The 20,040-nt window shown below is 50.9% G+C and carries 16 protein-coding genes and 1 pseudogene; 14 read left to right on the top strand and 3 right to left on the bottom strand.

What is annotated here, in order from left to right; translation table 11 throughout:
- The first annotated feature begins 13 nt into the window (after window positions 1–13).
- The 10 genes from A3849_RS15920 (at window position 14) to A3849_RS15875 (ending at window position 9,732) form a co-directional block, all read left to right on the top strand.
- Complete coding sequence (locus A3849_RS15920; RefSeq protein WP_074112306.1) at window positions 14–901, top strand: transporter substrate-binding domain-containing protein; 888 nt, start codon at window positions 14–16, stop codon at window positions 899–901.
- Window positions 902–934: 33 nt separating this feature from the next.
- The gene (locus A3849_RS15915; RefSeq protein WP_074112305.1) at window positions 935–1,720 is read left to right on the top strand and encodes an amino acid ABC transporter permease; all 786 of its coding nucleotides are present in this window, start codon (window positions 935–937) and stop codon (window positions 1,718–1,720) included.
- On the top strand, window positions 1,717–2,427 hold the full coding sequence (locus A3849_RS15910) for an amino acid ABC transporter permease (protein ID WP_074112304.1): 711 nt from the start codon (window positions 1,717–1,719) through the stop codon (window positions 2,425–2,427). The genes A3849_RS15915 and A3849_RS15910 overlap by 4 nt, the downstream gene beginning before the upstream one ends.
- Complete coding sequence (locus tag A3849_RS15905; protein WP_074112303.1) at window positions 2,424–3,176, top strand: amino acid ABC transporter ATP-binding protein; 753 nt, start codon at window positions 2,424–2,426, stop codon at window positions 3,174–3,176. The genes A3849_RS15910 and A3849_RS15905 overlap by 4 nt, the downstream gene beginning before the upstream one ends.
- A gap of 11 nt (window positions 3,177–3,187) precedes the next feature.
- Entirely contained in the window at window positions 3,188–4,204 is a 1,017-nt protein-coding gene (locus A3849_RS15900; protein WP_074112302.1) for an LLM class flavin-dependent oxidoreductase, read from the top strand.
- A gap of 14 nt (window positions 4,205–4,218) precedes the next feature.
- Window positions 4,219–5,400 (top strand): amidohydrolase, encoded by a 1,182-nt coding sequence (locus A3849_RS15895; protein ID WP_074112301.1) that lies wholly within the window; start codon window positions 4,219–4,221, stop codon window positions 5,398–5,400.
- Window positions 5,397–6,578, top strand: coding sequence for an N-methyl-L-tryptophan oxidase (gene solA / locus A3849_RS15890; RefSeq protein WP_074112300.1), 1,182 nt, complete (start codon window positions 5,397–5,399; stop codon window positions 6,576–6,578). Before A3849_RS15895 ends, solA begins: the two co-directional genes overlap by 4 nt.
- Entirely contained in the window at window positions 6,575–7,045 is a 471-nt protein-coding gene (locus tag A3849_RS15885; protein ID WP_074112299.1) for a DinB family protein, read from the top strand. Before solA ends, A3849_RS15885 begins: the two co-directional genes overlap by 4 nt.
- A gap of 104 nt (window positions 7,046–7,149) precedes the next feature.
- Window positions 7,150–8,487 (top strand): LLM class flavin-dependent oxidoreductase, encoded by a 1,338-nt coding sequence (locus A3849_RS15880; RefSeq protein ID WP_074112298.1) that lies wholly within the window; start codon window positions 7,150–7,152, stop codon window positions 8,485–8,487.
- A gap of 21 nt (window positions 8,488–8,508) precedes the next feature.
- Complete coding sequence (locus A3849_RS15875; protein WP_074112297.1) at window positions 8,509–9,732, top strand: M20 metallopeptidase family protein; 1,224 nt, start codon at window positions 8,509–8,511, stop codon at window positions 9,730–9,732.
- Between the two features lie 82 nt (window positions 9,733–9,814).
- On the opposite strand, the gene A3849_RS15870 is transcribed toward A3849_RS15875, so the two are convergent.
- Both A3849_RS15870 and A3849_RS15865 read right to left on the bottom strand, forming a co-directional pair.
- On the bottom strand, window positions 9,815–10,498 hold the full coding sequence (locus A3849_RS15870) for a PspA/IM30 family protein (RefSeq protein ID WP_074112296.1): 684 nt from the start codon (window positions 10,496–10,498) through the stop codon (window positions 9,815–9,817).
- 53 nt (window positions 10,499–10,551) lie between these two features.
- Window positions 10,552–10,770, bottom strand: a complete 219-nt coding sequence (locus tag A3849_RS15865) for a PspC domain-containing protein (RefSeq protein WP_074112295.1) — start codon at window positions 10,768–10,770, stop codon at window positions 10,552–10,554.
- 308 nt (window positions 10,771–11,078) lie between these two features.
- On the opposite strand from A3849_RS15865, the gene A3849_RS15860 reads away from it, so the two are divergent.
- On the top strand, window positions 11,079–11,708 hold the full coding sequence (locus A3849_RS15860; protein WP_074085790.1) for a YfbR-like 5'-deoxynucleotidase: 630 nt from the start codon (window positions 11,079–11,081) through the stop codon (window positions 11,706–11,708).
- A 137-nt stretch (window positions 11,709–11,845) separates the two neighbouring features.
- Complete coding sequence (locus A3849_RS15855) at window positions 11,846–12,427, top strand: hypothetical protein (protein ID WP_143191831.1); 582 nt, start codon at window positions 11,846–11,848, stop codon at window positions 12,425–12,427.
- Window positions 12,428–12,779: 352 nt separating this feature from the next.
- Here the strand turns inward: A3849_RS15855 and A3849_RS15850 are convergent, their stop codons facing one another.
- The gene (locus A3849_RS15850) at window positions 12,780–16,610 is read right to left on the bottom strand and encodes an S-layer homology domain-containing protein (protein WP_074112293.1); all 3,831 of its coding nucleotides are present in this window, start codon (window positions 16,608–16,610) and stop codon (window positions 12,780–12,782) included.
- A gap of 293 nt (window positions 16,611–16,903) precedes the next feature.
- On the opposite strand from A3849_RS15850, the gene A3849_RS15845 reads away from it, so the two are divergent.
- Both A3849_RS15845 and A3849_RS15840 read left to right on the top strand, forming a co-directional pair.
- Window positions 16,904–19,321 carry a transglutaminase domain-containing protein gene (locus A3849_RS15845; RefSeq protein ID WP_074112292.1) on the top strand — a complete coding sequence of 806 codons (2,418 nt, stop codon included), beginning with the start codon at window positions 16,904–16,906 and terminating at the stop codon, window positions 19,319–19,321.
- Between the two features lie 140 nt (window positions 19,322–19,461).
- A pseudogene (locus A3849_RS15840) lies at window positions 19,462–19,809 on the top strand (sigma-70 family RNA polymerase sigma factor); the annotation flags it as partial.
- Between the last annotated feature and the right edge of the window lie 231 nt (window positions 19,810–20,040).

Raw genomic sequence — 20,040 nt, 5'->3', positions numbered from 1 at the left:
GGGGATATAAAAGATGAAGAAGACGAAGAAGACGATCTCACTAGCCTATGCATTGATTTTGACACTTGCGATTGCGGGCTGCGGTAATAATAGTGCGAGCAGCAATAAGGGCAACAATGTAGCTGAAGCAGCACCACAAAATAAGGCAGAAACATCTGCTGCAACAGAAAAGCCAGCCCAAGTGACCAAGATCGTCGTCGGTACAGGAACTGGTTTTCCCAAGGTATGCTACATCGATGAGAACGGCAAGCTGACAGGCTTTGATGTGGAACTGATCAAGGAAGTTGACAACCGTCTGCCGGAGTACGAATTTGAACTGCAGACGATGGATTTCAGCAATCTGCTGCTGAGTCTGGACACCAAAAAAATTGATCTGGTTGCTCACGTCATGGAGAAAAACCCGGAGAGGGAGCAAAAGTACTCCTTTAACAAAGAAGCCTACGCCCATTGGAGAAACCGCATTATTGTTGCCAAGGACAATAACGATCCGATTCAGTCGCTGGATGATCTGAAAGGTAAAAAGGTGTTGACCAGTGCGACCAGTGCGCAGTCCACCATTCTGGAGAACTACAACAAAGAGCATGACAATGCGATTACGATCGTCTATCAGAACGGAGCCGCCAATGATACGGTAAGCCAAATCAGTTCAGGACGGGTGAATGCAACGCTCGCTGCAGATTTTGTACTGCCAATCATTGATCCGCAAGGCAAGCTGAAGGCCGTAGGCGATGAACTCTCCTCCGCAGACATTCTGTATGTCTTCCGCAAAAATGAAGCTGAATCGCAAAAGCTCTCAGATGCCATTGACGGAGCTATCAAGGAATTGAAGGCAGACGGCACGCTTGGCAAGCTGAGCACAGAATGGCTGGGAGCGGATGTTACCGATGCATCGGTGAAGTGAACAGAACTATAGATCGGGGGAAGGGGGTGCTGTATGGGCGCACCGTTTGATATCAGCTATGTATTCTCATTTTTGCCCAAGCTGTTGACTACGCTGGGTACCACGCTTTTGATTGTCGCCTGTTCTTTGCTCGCGGGTGTCCTTGTCGGATTCCTTATTGCCCTCCCCCGCCTGTACAAGGTGCCGGTCCTGAAGACCTGCGCGGAGATCTATATCTCATTTTTCCGGGGGACCCCGATTTTAATCCAGCTGTTCTTGTTCTATTACGGCCTGCCGGAAATTTTGAAGCTTGTTTCTGTAGATGTGACGCGGACGCCTGTACTGTTCTTTGTGATTCTGACCTACGGGCTGCATACGGGTGCCTTCATGTCCGAGATGATCCGCGCTTCTGTAACGGCTGTGGACAGAGGGCAGGTAGAAGCGGCATATGCGACAGGAATGACATCCTTTCAGGCTTTCTCACGAATTGTGCTGCCTCAGGCATTAGGAATTGCCATTCCTGTATTCTCCAATCTGGTCATCGCGCTGCTGAAAGATACCTCACTTGCTTTTACCCTAGGGGTGATGGAGATGACGGGAAAGGCACAGACACTCGGCAGCATCAGCCAGCATTTTATTGAGACCTATATTGCGCTCGCCCTTATCTATCTGGTGATCAGCTTTACGATTGAGAAGCTGCTGCTCGTGGCGGAGCGCCGCCTCTTGCGTCATGAGGAACGGAGCAGTCCCGTGAAAAGAATGTTCAGACTGCAAAAAAGCGGTTCTTACCGGCGGATCATTGCAGAACTGGGACCGGGTAAAGGAGGTGGCGGATTGTGAAGCTGGACCCTTCGTTTATATGGACGGCGTTCGTACAAATGCTGAGTGCAATCCCTACCACGCTGTACATTACATTGGTCTCTGTTGTGGCCGGGTTCGTGATCGGGGTGGCCGTGGCTCTAATCCGGATTTACAAAGTCCCGCTTCTGTATCCCCTGGCGGTAGGGTATGTCACTTTTATCCGCGGAACTCCGATGCTTACCCATTTGCTGCTGATCTATTTCGGGCTGCCGGTGATGATTGACGGGCTGGCTGTCCATTTTGGCTGGGCCTTCCGGTCGGTATCGATCCCAATGATCGGTTTTGCCTATATTTCTTTTTCGATAACGGCAGGAGCTTATATGTCTGAGGTGGTACGCTCCGGTCTGCTTGCTGTCGACCGTGGCCAGATCGAAGCTGCCTACTCCGTGGGCATGACCACACCCCAGGCGCTGCGGCGGATTGTCTTCCCCCAGGCACTGGCGGCTAGTCTGCCGAATCTGTCCAATTCCGTCATTGGGATGCTGCACGGATCAACCCTTGCTTTTACCGTATCGGTTGTGGACATCAACGCCAAGGCCCAGATTGTGGCTTCGACGAACTGGAAGTTTTTTGAGGCCTATCTGGCGGCTGCGCTTATCTTCTGGGGGCTTACGCTCCTGATTGAACGGGCCACTGCCCTGATCGAGAAACGGATCAACCTATACAACCGGGGGGGAGTCGTATGATTAAGATTGAGCATCTATCCAAGTCCTTCGGCCGCCATCAGGTGCTGAACAATATTGATCTAACCGTTACCAAAGGCGAGGTGGTCGTTATCCTCGGACCCAGCGGCTCCGGCAAAACCACCCTGCTGCGTTGTGTGAATTATCTGGAAAAGCCCGGCGACGGAGAGATCTCGATTGGTGATTTCCGGTTGAACTGCAAGCATGCCCGCAAAAAGGAGATTCACCAGCTGCGGCAAAAAACAGCGATGGTGTTCCAGCAGTACAATCTGTTCCGGCATAAAACAGCGCTTGAGAACGTGATGGAAGGGCTGTTGGTTGTAAAAAAGCTTCCGAAGGAGGAAGCGCGTAACCGAAGCATAGCGCTGCTGGAAAAGGTCGGTCTCGGTGCCAAACTGGATGCGTATCCGAGCCAGCTCTCCGGGGGCCAGCAGCAGCGGGTCGGCATTGCCCGTGCGCTGGCGCTGGAGCCGGAAGTGATTCTGTTCGACGAGCCTACGTCCGCGCTGGACCCGGAACTGGTAGGCGAGGTACTGGCCGTCATCCGTAAAATTGCCAAGGAAGGCATTACGATGATTGTGGTAACGCATGAAATGGGCTTTGCCCGTGATGTGGCGAATCACGTGGTGTTTATGGATGGAGGAGTTATTGTCGAAGAGGGGACACCTACGGAGGTGTTCAACCATCCACGGGAAGAACGAACCAAGCAGTTTCTGAAGCGGATCACGCCGGAGCTGAACTATTCCATTTAGGAGGCAACCCTATGGCTATTACAATAAGCGTACTGGATCAAAGTCCAATTTATCCCGGTGAAACGCCGGAAGAAGCCTTTCAGCATACGGTCAAGCTGGCGCAGTTATCCGAGCGTCTAGGCTTCCGCCGATTCTGGGTTTCGGAGCATCATGACTCCGAACAGGTGGCGGGTTCCTCCCCGGAGGTGCTGATCTCGCATCTGCTGGCCAAGACAGAGCGCATCCGAATCGGCTCTGGCGGCATCATGCTGCAGCACTATAGTCCATATAAGGTAGCGGAGAATTTCAACGTGCTGGCAACGCTTGCTCCGGGCCGGGTGGATCTGGGGGTCGGGCGGGCACCCGGAGGTTTACCCCGAAGCACGCAAGCGCTGCGGCAGGGAGGCGAAGAAGCGGCTTCCTTGACGGACAAAATTATTGAGCTTGAGAAATATGTGCATAACCGGCTGGAGGCGGATCATCCGCTGTTTGGGCTGAAGGCGGGTCCGATTCCAGGTACTCCGCCTGAGCTTTATGTGTTAGGTGCCAGTGTAGCGAGTGCCGAGATCGCTGCTGAGCTGGGGCTGCCATATGTGTTCTCTTTGTTCATAGGCGGGGATCAGGCAGTGGCTGTGGAAGCCATTCGTGTCTACCAGAGCAGATTTGACACCTCGCAAGGCAAGGAACCGCAAGCGATACTTGCACTTGCCGTACTGGTCGCAGAATCGGAAGAGGAGGCCCGGGAGCTGGCTGGAGCGCACAAGATGATCCGGATTCATCTGGCCAGCGGCAAGACGCTGACGGTTGCAACCCGCGAGCAGGCCGAGGAGTTCACCCGGCAGAGCGAGGAAGCTTATACGCTGGAAGAGCGGGAGCCGGAGATTACCAAAGGCACAAAGGAATCCGTCCGCGAGCAGCTGCTGGCGTTAGCTAAGGCTTCCGGTGTCGAAGAGTTTATTGTCACAACCAATGTGCAGCCTTTTGACAAACGGGTCCGTTCCTTTGAATTGTTAAGGGAAGCATTTGCTGAGGTCCTTACAACACTTTGAGGAGGGAGTCCGGTATGACGAATCAAACGGTGGAGTTCAGTCCGGAGGCGTTTACGGAGGCATTGATTGGAATCCGCCGGCATTTGCACCGGCACCCAGAGCTTTCGAATGAAGAATATCATACGACAGCATATATCACAGAGCTGCTGGAACAGGCCGGAGCGACCATTACGGACTACGGGCTGAAAACAGGAGTTATCGCAGAAGTGGGCGGACAGCAGGGGGGGCCGGTGATAGCTCTGCGGGCCGACATTGATGCGTTACCGATTCAGGAAGAAACCGGTCTGCCCTATGCTTCGCTGTATCCCGGCAAAATGCATGCCTGTGGTCATGACTTTCATACGGCGGCATTGATTGGAGCGGTCCAACACTTGAAGCGGCAGGAAAGTCAGCTAAAAGGTACGGTACGGTTTCTGTTTCAGCCGGCCGAGGAAAAGGCGAAAGGTGCACAGCAGATCATAGACAGCGGAGCGCTGGAAAACGTCCGTGCAGTCATCGGTATGCATAATAAGCCGGACTTGCCGGTAGGAACGATTGGAATTACCGGTGGTCCCTTAATGGCTGCAGCAGATGGTTTTGTGGTGGAGATACGGGGAGCCGGATCACACGCGGCGGTACCGGAGGCAGGGACCGACCCTATAGTAGCTGCTTCGCATATCATTACCGCGCTGCAGAGCATTGTCAGCCGCAATGTCAGCGCGCTGCAAAGTGCGGTGGTCAGTGTTACGAAAGTACACAGCGGCAATTCATGGAACATTATTCCTGAGACAGCGGTGCTGGAGGGAACGATACGCACTTTTGATGAAGCTGTGCGGAGTAGGGTGCTTGAACGGTTTGAGCAGGTGGCGGCCGGAGTGGCCGCTGCTTTAGGGGCGGAAGCGACGGTACGGTGGTTAGGCGGCCCTCCGCCAGTGAATAACGATCCCGTGCTGGCCAGGCTCGGAGAAGATACAGCCGATGCACTCGGCTTTCACCGTGTGAAGCCTCAGCCTTCGCCGGCGGGGGAGGATTTTGCTTTTTATCAGCGATTGGTTCCCGGATTGTTCGTCTTCGTGGGTACTGCCGGGAGCCGGGAGTGGCATCATCCCTCCTTTAATCTGGATGAATCGGCACTGCCAGTGGGAGCCGCATTCTTTGCTGATCTGGCTGTTAGGGTGTTGGAACGATTCTCTGCAGAAGAGGGGGAAACATCATAGCTAGTTCCCGCAGTTATGACGTTATTATCGTTGGTGCCGGCTCGATGGGCATGAGTGCAGGATATCATCTGGCTAGACGGGGCGTAAAAACGCTGCTGATCGATGCTTTTGATCCGCCGCATACAGAGGGAAGCCATCACGGGGAGACCCGGCTGATCAGACATGCATACAGTGGTGATCCGACTTATATTGACATGGCTTTGCGGGCACATGTGCTGTGGAAAGAAGCCGGGGAAGAGAGTGGTACAGAGCTGCTTGTACCCTCAGGGGTATTGAATCTGGCAGACAGCAATCTATATTCCTTCGCAGGCCGGCTTGAGGAAGCGGAGAAGCGAAAGGTGCGGGTGGAACAGCTGGGTGCTGATGAAATCCGCCGCCGCTGGCCCGCTCTGAATCTTCCCGAACATTTCGAGGCGATGTTTGAGCCGGATGCCGGATATCTCTACAGCGAGAAATCTATCGCCGCTTACCGGAAGCTGGCATTGGCTCACGGAGCACAGCTTCTGACAAACACTCCCGTGCTGAATGTGACGGCACGTGAAGGTAGCGTCACCGTGCACACCCGCAGCGGTGATTATCATGGAGCAGCAGCTATTCTCAGCGCCGGAGCCTGGTTTGGGTCCTTGTCGGCGTTTGCTGCCTTACCGATCAAAGCGATCCGCAAGGTGGTCGGCTGGTTTCAGAACACTCCGGCCTTTGATGCCGAGAACTTTCCGGGCTTTACGCTAGGTACCAGGGAAGGCGGTTATTACGGCTTTCCCGGCATAGGCGGGGCCGGGCTGAAAATTGGCCGCCATGATACAGGCCGGGAGTGGAAACCGGGAGAGACGCTTGCACCTTTTGGCAGTGAGGAAAGTGATGAAAAGGATCTCCGGCAGGTGCTGGAGACTTATATGCCCGGCGCAGCCGGACGGCTGCTCAAAGGGGCAGTCTGCAAATATGAGCATACACCCGATGAGGATTTCATCATCGACCGTCATCCGGCTCATGACAATGTGCTGCTGGCCGGGGGATTCTCGGGGCATGGCTTTAAATTTTCCAGCGTTGTAGGAGAAATATTGGCGGACCTGGCGACGGGCGGATCTTCAACAGTGAATATCAAGCCATTTTCCTTGTCCCGTTTTGACTCATCACCGGTCCAGCCTCAGTCTGGACTTACTTTGGAGGGGATTGAATGAGCAGTGAGCAAATCCGGGATTATCTGAATACGTATGACCAGTTGGCACAAGCACTGGAAGGTCTGACGGAGGAACAGCTACAGTGGAAAGCCGCACCGGCCAGCTGGAGTGTCACCGAGGTGCTGGCACATTTGGCCGATCACAGCATTGTCGTTTCCTTCCGCATCCGTGACATTCTGGCCGGCACTGAGGTGCAGCTCCCTGCATTTCATCAGGACGCCTGGGTTAGCGGGCAGCACTCCAATTCAGGCCAAGCTGCTGACAGTCTGGAGCTGTTCCGCAGTCTGCTTCACTACAATGGCCTGCTGTTCAACCGGCTAAGCGCCGGGGAATGGGAGAAAAGCGGGATTAATTTTAAAGGCGAGGTTGTCAGCGTTACGGATATTGTCCGCAGCTTTACAGCCCATGTGCAGACTCATCTTGCTCAGATTGAACGGATCAAGCAGGGAGCTGCCGTGTTCCATTAAGCTGGTAGTTGGCTCCATAAAACTGAAGCGTATGCTTCCGATACCAGTTTATTGCGAAGTATTTCATGAAGTAATGCTCCACAAAACTTTTAGGAGGAATGAATATGACGAGGCCAAAACAATTAAAGCTGGGTGCGCTGCTGCACGGGGTTGGGGGAAGTACTTCTATGTGGCGCCATCAGGACGCCAAGCCGGATGCCAGTGTAAACTTTGAGCTTTATAAGCAGTGGGTGCAGAAGGCCGAGGAAGGCAAGCTGGATCTGATCTTCATAGCGGACGGGTTATATATTAATGAGAAATCCATTCCGCATTTCCTGAACCGTTTTGAACCGCTGACAATTCTTAGCGCACTTGCGGGTGTCAGCAGCAGAATCGGCCTGGTTGGCACCTTGTCCACCTCCTATAGTGAGCCATTTACCGTGGCCCGGCAGTTCGGATCGCTGGATGTGATCAGCGGCGGACGCGCAGGGTGGAATGTGGTGACTTCTCCACTGGAAGGCTCCGCCTTGAACTATGGCAAAAAGGAGCATCCCGATCATGGCAAGCGATACCGGATTGCTGCCGAATATTTGGAGGTGGCGCGGGGCTTGTGGGATTCGTGGGAGGATGATGCATTTGTCCGCAATAAGGAGACCGGAGTCTTTTTTGATCCGAAAAAAATGCATACACTGGACCATGAAGGAGAATTCTTCTCCGTTAAGGGGCCGCTGAATATCGCACGCTCCAAACAAGGGCAGCCGGTTATTTTCCAGGCAGGGTCTTCGGAGGTTGGTAAAAATTACGCCTCGAAGGAGGCGGACGCTGTCTTTACGGGGCATGACACGCTAGAGGAAGCGCAGGAATTCTACCGGGATGTGAAGGAGCGGGTAGCTTCTTTTGGACGAGATCCGGATGAGGTGCTGATTTTTCCAGGGATTGGCCCCATTCTTGGCGAGACGCCAGAGGAAGCGGAGCGCAAATATCAGGAGGTTGCCGGACTGGTAACGATTGAGAACGCGCTGAACTATCTGGGGAGATTTTTTGAGCATCATGATTTCTCGCAATATCCGCTGGATGAGCCATTTCCGGAGCTTGGAGATTTGGGACGGAACAGCTTCCAGAGCGGCACGGACAAAATCAAGAAAAATGCCAGGGAAAAAGGCCTGACCCTGCGGGAGGTCGCTCTGCAGGCTGCAACTCCGCGCAGCAGCTTCATCGGTACGCCGGCGCAGGTTGCCGATCAGATCCAAGCCTGGTTCGAAGGCGGAGCGGCGGATGGATTTATGATCGCTGCTGCAGTTCCAAGCGGGGTGGAGGAATTCGTGGATTATGTGGTTCCGATTCTTCAGGAACGGGGATTGTTCCGTACCGAATATGAAAGTGACACCCTGCGGGGAAATCTGGGTCTTCCTGTTCCGGCGAACCGCTATGCGAAAGCTTCGGAACCTGCGCGGCTGGTGTGAGCGCAGAGCAGTGGAGCTGAAATGACCCCAGAACCGGATATTGCAGGAATGATGAGCTTTATCGGCTTGTTGGAGCCGGAAATGATCGCCATCCGCCGTGATTTTCACCGCCATCCCGAGCTGCTGTATGATGTTATCCGTACCTCCGGCAAGGTCGCAGAGCTGCTGGAATCATGGGGAATTGACGTCCGGAGGAATGTGGGCAAACATTTCGGGATGGGGGTCGTTGGGACCCTCCACGGATCGGCGGGTGCCGGACCTGTCATCCTGCTGCGGGCGGATATGGATGCACTTCCGATTACCGAGCAGAACGAGGTGACGTATCAGTCACTGAAGTCAGGAGTCATGCATGCCTGCGGCCACGATGCCCATACCGCGATGCTTCTGGGTGCGGCAAAAACACTGGCTGAATACCGGCATCAGCTATCCGGCACGGTGATCTTCATTTTTCAGCCCGCTGAGGAAGGGGCGGCCCCAAGTCCTCTGGATGGAAGGCTGCTCTCGGGCGGGCGGGATATGATAGAGGATGGAATTATGGAGAGCGTGGATTATTGCTACGCGCTGCATGTGATGCCGGAGCTACCCGCGGGTACAGTTGGTATTCATCCGCATTATGCTATGGCGGCTTCCAGCCATTTTAGGCTGGAATTTCTGGGAACAGCCGGTCATCACAGTGAACCGCACCGTGCAGTAGACGCCATCCAGATGGCCGCCCGATTCATCACTGAAGTCAATGCTTTGATGGCGAACCGAATCGATCCGCAAGAAGCGGCAGTACTGGCATTTGGTACGCTGAACGCCGGGACTGCCGTTAATGTTATCGCTGAACGGAGTGTGCTGACGGGAACGTTCAGAGCATTCTCCAAAACCACCGTTGCCGGTATCACCGAAGGGTTGAAACGCCAGGCGGCAGCAATTGCCGCTGCTTCAGGCGGATGCTGGAAGCTAGAGATGCGGGAAGGGATTTCCGTAGTGAATGACAAAGAAGCCGTGCAGCGGGTCCTTAAGGCAGCGCGCAATGTCGTGGGTGAGAAGCGGGTGGTTGTGTTGGATCAACCTAGTCTGGCTGGGGAGGATTTCGGCTGGTATCTGGACCGTGTTCCGGGTGCCTTTGCTTTTATTGGTTGTGGTAATGAGGAGCAAGGAATTACACATGCCATCCACCAGCCAAACTTCAATATCGACGAAGAGATGCTGGTACATGGTGCACGCCTTTTAGTGAGGCTAGCTATAGAGAGGCTCTAATTCGGTGTCATACCAAAAGGATGCTGCCCCCATTCAATGGGAGAGCATCCTTTTTGGCTGTATATCATGTACAAGCTCAAGCTTACTTGCTCTCACCGGCCTTGCGGCTACGGAGGCGTTCCAGCTCGGCTTCAACGGCGCTGTTCAGCGGGGATTCAGCGATGCCGGAGGAATAATGCCCGGAGCTTTCGGCAGATGCTTCCCATTCGCTGATTTTGTCCTCCATGCGGTCGAAGCCACGGGTGGCAGCACCGGGATTCAGGATCTGTCCAGGGTTACCTGCGTGGGCAGTATAACTGTTGCTTTCGGCGGAACGCTTCAGCTCAGCCGCTTTACGGGCACGGGCAGCCAGCTCGGCTCTTTTGGCCTTTAGCCGTTTATGCTCTTCCTTGGCATTCAGCAGAGTGCTCTCCAGAACTACAAGGGCTTCGCGGGTTTCTTCCAGTCCTGCGGTGCATTCCTGAATACTTTCAGTGTAGCGCAGTTTTGCCATGACCGCTGCTCTGGCAGCAGGCTCATTCCCTTCGCTCATGGCCTGCACGGCTTCCGCCTCGCTTCGATCGGCCAGTACCTGGTTCTCGTAAATGCGGCGCTCCAGAACACTTGCTGCGGCTTTGAACTCACGCTGTCTGGTTTCGGCACCGGCTATTTTTTCCTCCAGATCCCGCAAATATTGTCCGGTCAGCAGTACCGGGTCCTCCAATTTATTCAGTCCTTCGTGGATGGCTGCTTTGGTCAGGGTTGTAATTCTCTGAAAAATACTCATGTTCATTTCTCCTTTTATGTTCATATAGGGTGGCGCTGTGTGATGTCTCTGAATTAGTAATACTCATAACCTTCAGGGTAGCTGTTATAGTTCTCTTTAGGCACCACGATGCTGGCCAGAATGTACAGGAACGCTACAGTGCCGAAGCTGAATAGGGCAGCGGCAACAACGAATAACCGGATGATGGTACTGTCAATGTTCAGGGAACGGGCCAAACCTCCGCAGATGCCGCTGATCTTCTTGTCACTTTCGGAACGATACAATTTTTTCATAATATAATCTCTTCCTCTCCTATGGTTTGAACCGGGTTAGCAGTTCGTCTTAGCCGTTGTCTATGTGTTTATTGTATAGCTATTGATAATGCTGCAAAACAGCCTGAAGACTGTTCTTTAGTCTCGACCTTAGTCGGGGATGGTATCGGCAGTAAGGCGGGGAAGGGGTGTCCTGTGAGAGGATAGGGCCAGAGTTATCCCGTTTTTTAACATAACCTGTCAGCTTGTTTATTTGGAATTAACATTGAATGCTTATACTAGCTAGACAATACCGGATCATATCAACATCAAGACAAGGGAGGACTGGCATGGGAATTCATAAATATTTCCGCTCGCTGAACGAACTGGAACGTATTATCCGCTGCCCCGGCAAATTCAAATTCGAGGAGCACAGCGTAGCGGCCCATTCCTGGAAGGTCGTGCAGTACGCCAAAACACTGGCCGATATCGAGGAGAAAAACGGTGCAGTCATTGACTGGAAGAAGCTATATGAAATTACGAGCAGCCATGATTACGGTGAGATTTTTATTGGCGATATCAAAACCCCGGTGAAACACTCATCTCTGCAGCTGCGGTCCTTAATCCAGCAGGTGGAGGAGGGGATGATCGATAATTTCATTAAGGAGCATATTCCGGAGGAGTTCAAAAGCATCTTCTACCACCAATTGCGTGAAGGCAAGGATGAGTCGCTCGAAGGGCTGATTCTGGAGGTGGCCGACAAGATGGACCAGGTGTATGAGGCTTTTGCCGAACTGCAAAGAGGGAACACGGAGAAGGAATTTGTGGTGATGTACCGCAATGCCCTGATCAAGATCAAGAACATCGATTTGAAATGTGTCGAATACTTTCTGGCGGAGATTCTGCCGGACATGGTAAACGAAGAAACGATATCTTCAATTGATATCAGACAGATTACGGAAGAGGCACTGGCTCTGTAGGAAGGAGCGGGTACTCTTCTTTTTTTTGTGGATACTTTGCTTGTCTAGTCTGGTTCCGTGCTACATGAATTGGATAATACTGTATAGGATAATCTACACATGTTATAATATAGGAAAAATTTGGGGTGGGAATAGCCGTGGGATATTTGGATGTATTGCCGGTTTCCAGTGTATTGACCTGGTTCGGCGGCTTAATGCTTGTTATTTATATTTTGGAGTTCTTGTGGATGCCCGCCAATGGCCGTCTTCAAGTAAACGGCGTGAGAGAATTTGTGAAAAAAATTACAGCTGATATCCTGATCTTTTTGATTCTTACCAGTGTCCTTGTCTATTCGCTCCACCCTCAAAAGAGTCCGGTCCTGATGCTGCTGGTCTTTGCATTAAGTATCGTCAGCTACCTGTTCAGCACGGGATTCCTGAAGCTCTCTTTTGCTTTTCGCGTGTGGGGAACGGCAGTGCATATCCTGCTCTGTACGGGTTTTTACTGGCTGTTCGGCATGATGCTGATGGACTCGCTGAAGGTAACGTTCAATCTCAACATGACGGATAATTTCGATATCTTGTATTTTGTGCACGGGCAGGAACGGGGCGTAGTCTATGGATTGCTTGCCGTGCTGGCTATTCTTTATTTTGTAATAGGCAAGCTATATATGAGACCTGTATATGTATTGTATTCGGAAGCCTATGAGGCGCGCCGCCAGGCCAAGGTTGAAGTATAATAGATTTCCACAAAAGATTAGAAAGAAGGATCTGCATGAGTGCGGTCATAACACACAGAATAGTGAAGCAGCAAGCACACAGGAGCCGTCGACCCCGGTTAGCGCTCATCAGGCACATTGGTCCTACGAGGGGGAAGCACATTCACCCATTAATATTCCACAGGAAAAAGTAAAGGATAAAGCGAGTCTGTCACCCGTCACGGTGGAGTACTCGCCGTCCCCGGGAAATAGAGTCGGATGAATAGCGGATTTGTAGATGGGCCGTAACCGAAGTCTGAATAAATAAAGACCGTTATCTCCCGATTTCAGGAGATAACGGTCTTTTAATCATGTATACAGGTTCTACGCAGATTTATTTCGAGATCTGATCCATCAATGTTTTGATTTCCGGGTCCAGGCACAGGGCATTCATGATAATGGTCAAGGCCTCTGCTCTGGTCGATGATTGAGCCGGGGCAAATTTGCCGTCGCCTCTACCACTAATCAGACCGATTTCGGCAGCTTTGGCAATCTGCTCCTTGTTCCATGCACCTGCCGTATCACTGAAGGCGATGCTCCCTTTTACCGGTGTGATGCTATTGAAGTTCACAATCCTGGACAGGATGGTAACGATCTCGGAACGGCTGATTTCCCGGTCGGGCCTAAAGGTTCCATCCGGGTAACCGGCAATGACACCATTGGAGGCTAACACGGCAATGGCCTCCTGGGCCCAATGGGTATTAACGTCACTTAATGGAAGGGAGGTATCCGACTTCACCAAGCCAAAGGCTTTGGTAAGGATTGTGGCAAATTCCCCTCTGGTGATGGTTTGGTTCGGTTTGAAAGAGCCATCGTCATACCCTTTGATGATGTTCAACTTAAGGAAAGCCGTGATCGTCCGGGTGCTCCATAGGTCAGCTATATCCTTAAGGGCTGGTACGGGGATGTCCCCGTCTTTCGCGGCAATAATGCTCTTCAGCGTCTCTTTTAGCGCTTGAGCGCTTACTCCCTCAGCAAAAACAGCGGATGGCGGCGTCTTAACCGGTGCAGGCTTATCTGAAGGAACAACTGCAGGTGTTGCTGTAGGAACTGCACTTGGCACCATGCCAGGGTTCTGACCTGTCCCTGTACCAGGAGTTGGGCTAGGGTTCGCGCTTGGTACCGGACTTGGGTCTGTGCTTGGAGCCGGAGTTGGGTTCGGGCTTGGTGTTGTGCTTGGCTCCGGTTCCGGTTCGGGATTAGGGTCAACGGTTTTTGCCTTTTCAATAGTCAAGCTTTGCAGCTTTTGGCCATCGGTCGTTCTTGCTTCAATCAAAATCCGGTCTTTGTCGATTGAGATGGCAGAGTAGACCGGGAAATTATCATCATATAGATACTCCAGGTAATCAAACTTGACTGCATCGTAGAACTTCCAGCCGGAGGAACCGCCAGACAAATACACGGTGCCTGGACTGCCATCCTTCTTGGGCTGGGCATTCTTCATAGGATAGGTCCAAGCGAGTGCATGATCGTGGCCCACCAGCACCAGGTCTACCCCAAGCTCCTCAAGGACAGGGGCCAGATATTTGGTGACCAGTTCCGGTCCGCGCCCATCCTCCGTATGATAGGCAGGCCGATGGAACATAGCAATCTTCCATTTCGCGGAGCTGGCATTTATGTTCTTCCGCAGCCATTCTGCTTGCTTCTGCATGTCTATTTCATCGGCTTCCGAATTCAGCACTACAAAATGTGTATCCTCATAATCGTACGAATAATTCAAATGCTGTTGTCCGTCCATTCCGTTACCCGGCTGACCCAAAGCGTTAATAAATACGTCCTTTCCGCCATTCTTCACATCATGATTCCCCATGGTGTAGGCAGAAGGAATACTGCTGCTGTATAGCTGCGAAGCCTTCATATCCTGTTCCCATTCGTTCATAATCCCGCCATCATCGACAATATCCCCTCCGTGCATGACAAACCGTGTATCCGGGTAATGGGTAAAGGCACTGCTCATCAGATTCTGATGAATATGATAGGCTTCTTCAGTATTGGTGTGCGAATCAGTTACAAACAAGAAGGAAAAGGCTTCCGGGTTTGCTGACTCTGTCGTAAAGGTATGCTGAGCACTCCACAACCCCGGAGTTCCCACGCGGTAAATGTATTTCGTACCCGGTGACAGGCTCTGCAGCATCCCTTTGTGGAACAACGTTTCTCCCACACGGTCAGGAGCTAAAAGCAGCTGCGGTACAGCAGCCTGCTCCTTGACATTCGCCTGATCAAAACCTGTGAAGTCACTGGCTTTTACATATTGAATGACACCGTTCTCCACTCGCGGGGCGGTTCTCCAGACGATGCTTTGGGTGGTTTTCAAATCCTCAGTAACATAGGTCCGCACATATTCCGGCTCCTCTGATCCCAGCTGTGGCACAACAGAAAGTGAGAACACCTTGCTGACTTTATCCCCATTTACTGCCTGGAGACTAAGATTCGTTAAGGCCAAGGTAGTCAGAGACGTCTGGACTTCACCCTTCGCATTGGTTAGGCCCCATCCATCCTTCAGGAGCTTCACTTGAACCGCTGCACTTGAAATCCAGCCCGTTGCTTTGCCGTCCGGTAGCCGGATGGCTGTATAATCTCCACGGGTCACTCCAGTCGAGAAGAATTGTTCACCCGGAGCGGCGGAAGCGAGCTTGGCCGATCCCGGGTCAGCATCCGCATAGACATCAGACGATACAGAAGTCACTTCCGCAAAATATTGGGGAAGAAGCGGATCGGACGGAATAATCGAGACCCCTTCGACCGGCACGCCTGCATCATCCGTGACACGAAGCGTACTTTTCGTATGGAGTGAGCTCCCTTTTACAGTGAGGATATAAGGGAACCCGATCGTATACTTGTGGGGTGCAGCCAGTGCATAGACGGCCTCCCCTGCGGTCATTCGAAAACTTCCGTCGCTCATCTCGATCGATTTGAATACCTCGCCGCGCTCCATTTTGGCACTGGGCTTTACAGCTATATTCAATAGCGCAACGGTACCGTCAGCCGGTAACGATTGTTTGCTAAGTCCGGCAAGCGACAGCTGGTATTGGCCTTTTACAGGGTCAGTCTCATTCTGCGTAACAAGCGATGCTTGTACTTTGGGTTCAGCAGTGGTGATTTCCAGGGTCTGCGGATCGTATTTAAGCCGGGCATAGGCATCCGTTAAGTCAGCCGCATTGTTGATCTGGAGCTTCAATTGGAACGTTTTATTGCTGATGACTTCCGATGGGGCATCCAGATGATATTGAATGCCGTCTTGAATGAAAAAGGAGCTGACAAGCTCGGCGGGATTGCCTGATCTGTCATATACAGCTGACTGAACGGTGTGATATCCCCCTGCCAGAGGAGAAGAAGGCTGATAGGAAATCATGCCAGTAGCCGCATCATACTCGCTCTTCACAGGATGTCCGTCCAGATTTAAGGCAACAGAGCCGGGGTCAATGCCCGATTGAGAATCGGTGGCCGAAAGCTGGATATGTGGTGAACGCGTATCGATAACAGCTTCATTCGCCGGGGACACCATGCCGAGTACCGGGACGCCCATATCTTCAGCAGGGTCCTGCTCATAGACCAAGCGCAGATCGTCTACCCATACAGTGCCTTTATTTTTCTTGTCGAAAATAGATTGCTCAATTCGCATGTATATTTCCAGCTGAATCGGTCCAACTTTGTCCTGCGGGATATCCCCCTCGATGTATTTCCAGCCCTTCCAGTTCACGCCAACATTCTCGTCCAGATATTCAACCTCAAAGGACTTTCCGTTGCCGTCTCTGAACTTGCTGAAAATAAGATGTCCATCGTTGTTCCCGTACACCCACATCCCAATTTTTTGGGGAAGGCCGGTAATAGCATAAGGAGCTTTAGGTCCAACATACACATAGGAAGGGTTTTCCTTAACACCTATGTAGTCATAATCCAAACGTACGGAATTATTCCCTGAACGGACATGCCGGGGATCCGCTTCCAGGCTCATGGCACCTGAGAAATTTCTTTTTTGAACCAGCACATTATCACTTAGGTTATTCTCGAAATCTTCGATGACGATGGAGTGGGGGAGGGGCGCGTCAGCGGTAATAATGCCTGCGGGTTGAAGGGTGCTGATGATAACAGTGATGAGCAGCAGGAACATCGTTGCTCTTTTCGATATGAATGACAACCTTCGGTGAGTATTCTTCTTGAACATGTTTTTCTCTCCTCTTATTCTAAAAGATTCATTATATAATCCAGTAATCTTATGTAAGGCTTGCTTATGTGAAGTTAATTATAAAGATGCTCATTGTTACTAGGATTAATTTAAATAATTAACTATGTAAACTATTAAGATGTGATGGCACAAACATAGATTCAGATTGCCGTTCTTTCATATTTTTACTGTGCCCAATTTCCACATTATAGTATAGTAAAAGTTAAGTATTACCAGCTACCAAATACATAATGTGATTTTGTGTAAATTACTAGAAAGCATGAGGTGTTACCTTGTTAAAAGCTTTGGCGAGTATTCTGACTATACTTGTGTTACTAACGGGTTGCTACAATAATGGGAATTCCCCTGCACCCGGCAATGAGGCGGCTACAGCCCTTAAGGACACACAAGCAGAACCATTAGAATCGGTAGAACCAACAGAACCAACAGAACCAACAGAACAAGAGGAACCGGCAGAACTGACAGAGGCCCCCGGGGTTCGGCAGGAAATCATCATCAAAAGTGTGCTCAGCGGACCGCCTACCGGCAAATTGACGGTTCATGACCTGAAGCAAAAATATGAGCAGGAATCTACGGAAGTGCTGATGCCACTGTACAATGTCAAACAGGACGAGAAGTTTACCTTCAGTTTTAAAGCGGATATGACGGGAATTCCCGCAGAAGATATCATCTCGGTACATACGGACCCTAAGGCGCTGCCGCAGAGCCGGATTGAGGCAAAGGTATATTTTCATTATTCCGGTAACAACGTGGTTGTGGTGAAGCCGTTTTTAGAACTATTAGAACACGATGAGGTATTTGATCACATTTGGGGCAACGCGCCTGCTTATTACATCCGTGTGAATTATGATATGGAATCCCCGACCCCGCTAAAGCTGGCCAAGCCGCTTATTACCCCGTTTACAGTGAAATCGGAAGTCTCTACGCCTGAACTGAAATATGTCATTGATGAATCAGGCAATCTCAAATTGACCTGGAAACCGGTAGAGGGGGCGGATGGATATAAAATCTATAGTGTGTATTCTGATAGTATGTCTGCCAAAATTAATGGTCCGGAAGAGGGATATGAAGGTATTTTTCCTCTTCTGGATGCAACCATCCAGGGTACGGAGTATGACCTGACCCATGTGAATGGGAAGGATGGGAGTTCACTCCAGAATCTCCTAAGCCCTTTTGGGTATTTTGTAACGGCTTATAAAGGAGAGCAGGAATCCAACTTTGGAAATATGATCAGTATTGGGGAGTTGGCTGATAAGTTGCCTCTTGCACTGGGGGGTTCCTATGAAAGCTATGATACATTGTCTGAGCTGCCCAAGAAGATGTCCATTCAATTTCTGGATGATTCTTTAGCGGATCGCGATATTATCTATATTATGGATAAGAACAAGCTTATGAAAGACAGCATCGTGGAGTACCGGATTCAAGGCACGGAGCTTAAAGGGGACTTCCTGATTTTTGGTGCGACAGATGCTGAATACCAGTCGTTCGTAAAAACGCATTCCTATAAGGAACCCAATACGGGACTGGCCAAGCCACAGAATTCCAGCTCCCTGGCAGTCTCTCCGGATGTCCCGACTATTATTGGTGGAGGTCAGGCGAAAGACTCTACGGGCACAGGACTTGATCTGGTTAGCCGACAAAGACTGAACACGAAACAGCAGGTGGCAGCAGGCGATGAACAGCCCGTTCCTGAACCGGAGATTCTAAGGAAGATTGGACTGAATGTGAATTCGGCGGTTGAAGAGTATCTGGCCCGCAATATGGTGGAAGGCAAGGAGGAGATTTCGCTATTAGCTTTTCCTGAACTGCAGAACAAGGATGTCTTGGTGGATTACGTAACGAAGGTGATCTATCAGAATCCACAGATTCTGGGTGTGGACACTTACTATTATGACTATAATAATGTCACCCTGCACATCAAATATAAAGATTCTCTCCAAGAACTCAAACGTAAACAAAAAGAAATTTCTGCTGAGGCAGAGCGTATTGCCCACGCCATCTTTCATAAAGGAATGAGCGCCGAACAAAAAAACAAGGCGATTTATGAATACTTAAATGACAATACCATCTATGATGATGCTGCATCCACAACCGTAGAAGACAGCAAAGGCCCGTTCGATGCCAAAATCAATGACGCGTTTACTACCTACGGTATTATGGTCAAAAAGAAGGGGGTATGTATGAGCTACGCGTCAGCGTACAAAATGCTCGCCGATCTGGCTGGTCTCGAGACGATTGTCGTAACTGGAACACTGGAAGGAACTCCGCATGCGTGGATTAAGGCCAAGATCGGTTCAGAATGGTTCAATATTGATCCAACCAACGGCTTGACCAATGCGGGAATTCCTTATCTGCTCTATAATGCCAACGATGACACCGCAGCAGGGTTAGAGTACGTCCAGGATGACCTGTTCTGGCTGGATAAAGAGGTGGACTCGTTCGAGGGAGTAACCGAAGCCAACGACTATTATGTCAAAAACGGACTGGAAATCCATTCAGCTGCAGAGTTCAAAGCTGTGTTGCAAAAGCTGCTGAAGCAGGATGAACCGGTAATCTCTGTTCGGGTGAATCCGGAAATCGCCGAAGCGGAGCTGGGGCAACTCACTGCACAAATCCTGAAGAACAGTTCAGACACTGCAGACTATGGCTATGGGTACAAGAACTATTTTCTGATCTGGCGTAGTCTATAGTTGAAAGCACTTCACAGCCCGTACCTATTTCACCGTACATGCACTTCTGGGCATCTACCCACATACAATAAAAAGACCATGAACCCGTTGCTCTCACTACTGATCGGTTTCATTGTACATGTGCGGGAGGTGTCGCCAAGTTGCCAGGAATAATAAGCACGATAGCGCTGCTGATCAAAGAACTGACACTGCTGGTATCCTACGTAAGGAATAATGCTTTTCCCCAGCCTCTCTCGGAGCAGGATGAAAGCAAATACTTAGGGATGATGGCCGAGGGAGATGCCAAGGCACGTAACTTGTTAATTGAACACAACTTGCGCCTAGTCGCCCACATAGTAAAAAAATTCGACAACACCGGCGAAGACATGGAGGATCTCATCTCCATCGGCACCATCGGGCTGATCAAAGCCATCGAGAGCTACCGCCCTAACAAGGGCACAAAGCTCGCGACCTTTGCTGCCCGCTGTATTGAAAACGAGATCCTGATGTCATAAGTGTGCATCATGATTTCAACCTTTCAATCGTTTAGCCACATCTCAGCATGTGGCTTTTTCGTGTAATTAACAATGATGAAGAACAAAGTTTGAAAGGAATTAATCAGTGTGGCTATCGAGTTACAGTTGATTATTTTAAAGGGTGGGCGTGGAATGATAGGAAAAAGTAAGTGTCTAAAGAAGCTCATATAGAGATGTCTTGGAGACATCTAACTATAAATAACT

The sequence above is a fragment of the Paenibacillus sp. P46E genome (genome assembly GCF_001909095.1).
Classification (GTDB): domain Bacteria; phylum Bacillota; class Bacilli; order Paenibacillales; family Paenibacillaceae; genus Paenibacillus_AQ; species Paenibacillus_AQ helianthi.
The sequence above is the reverse complement of the archived record's forward strand: the minus strand, read 5'-3'. Positions and strand labels throughout refer to the sequence as shown.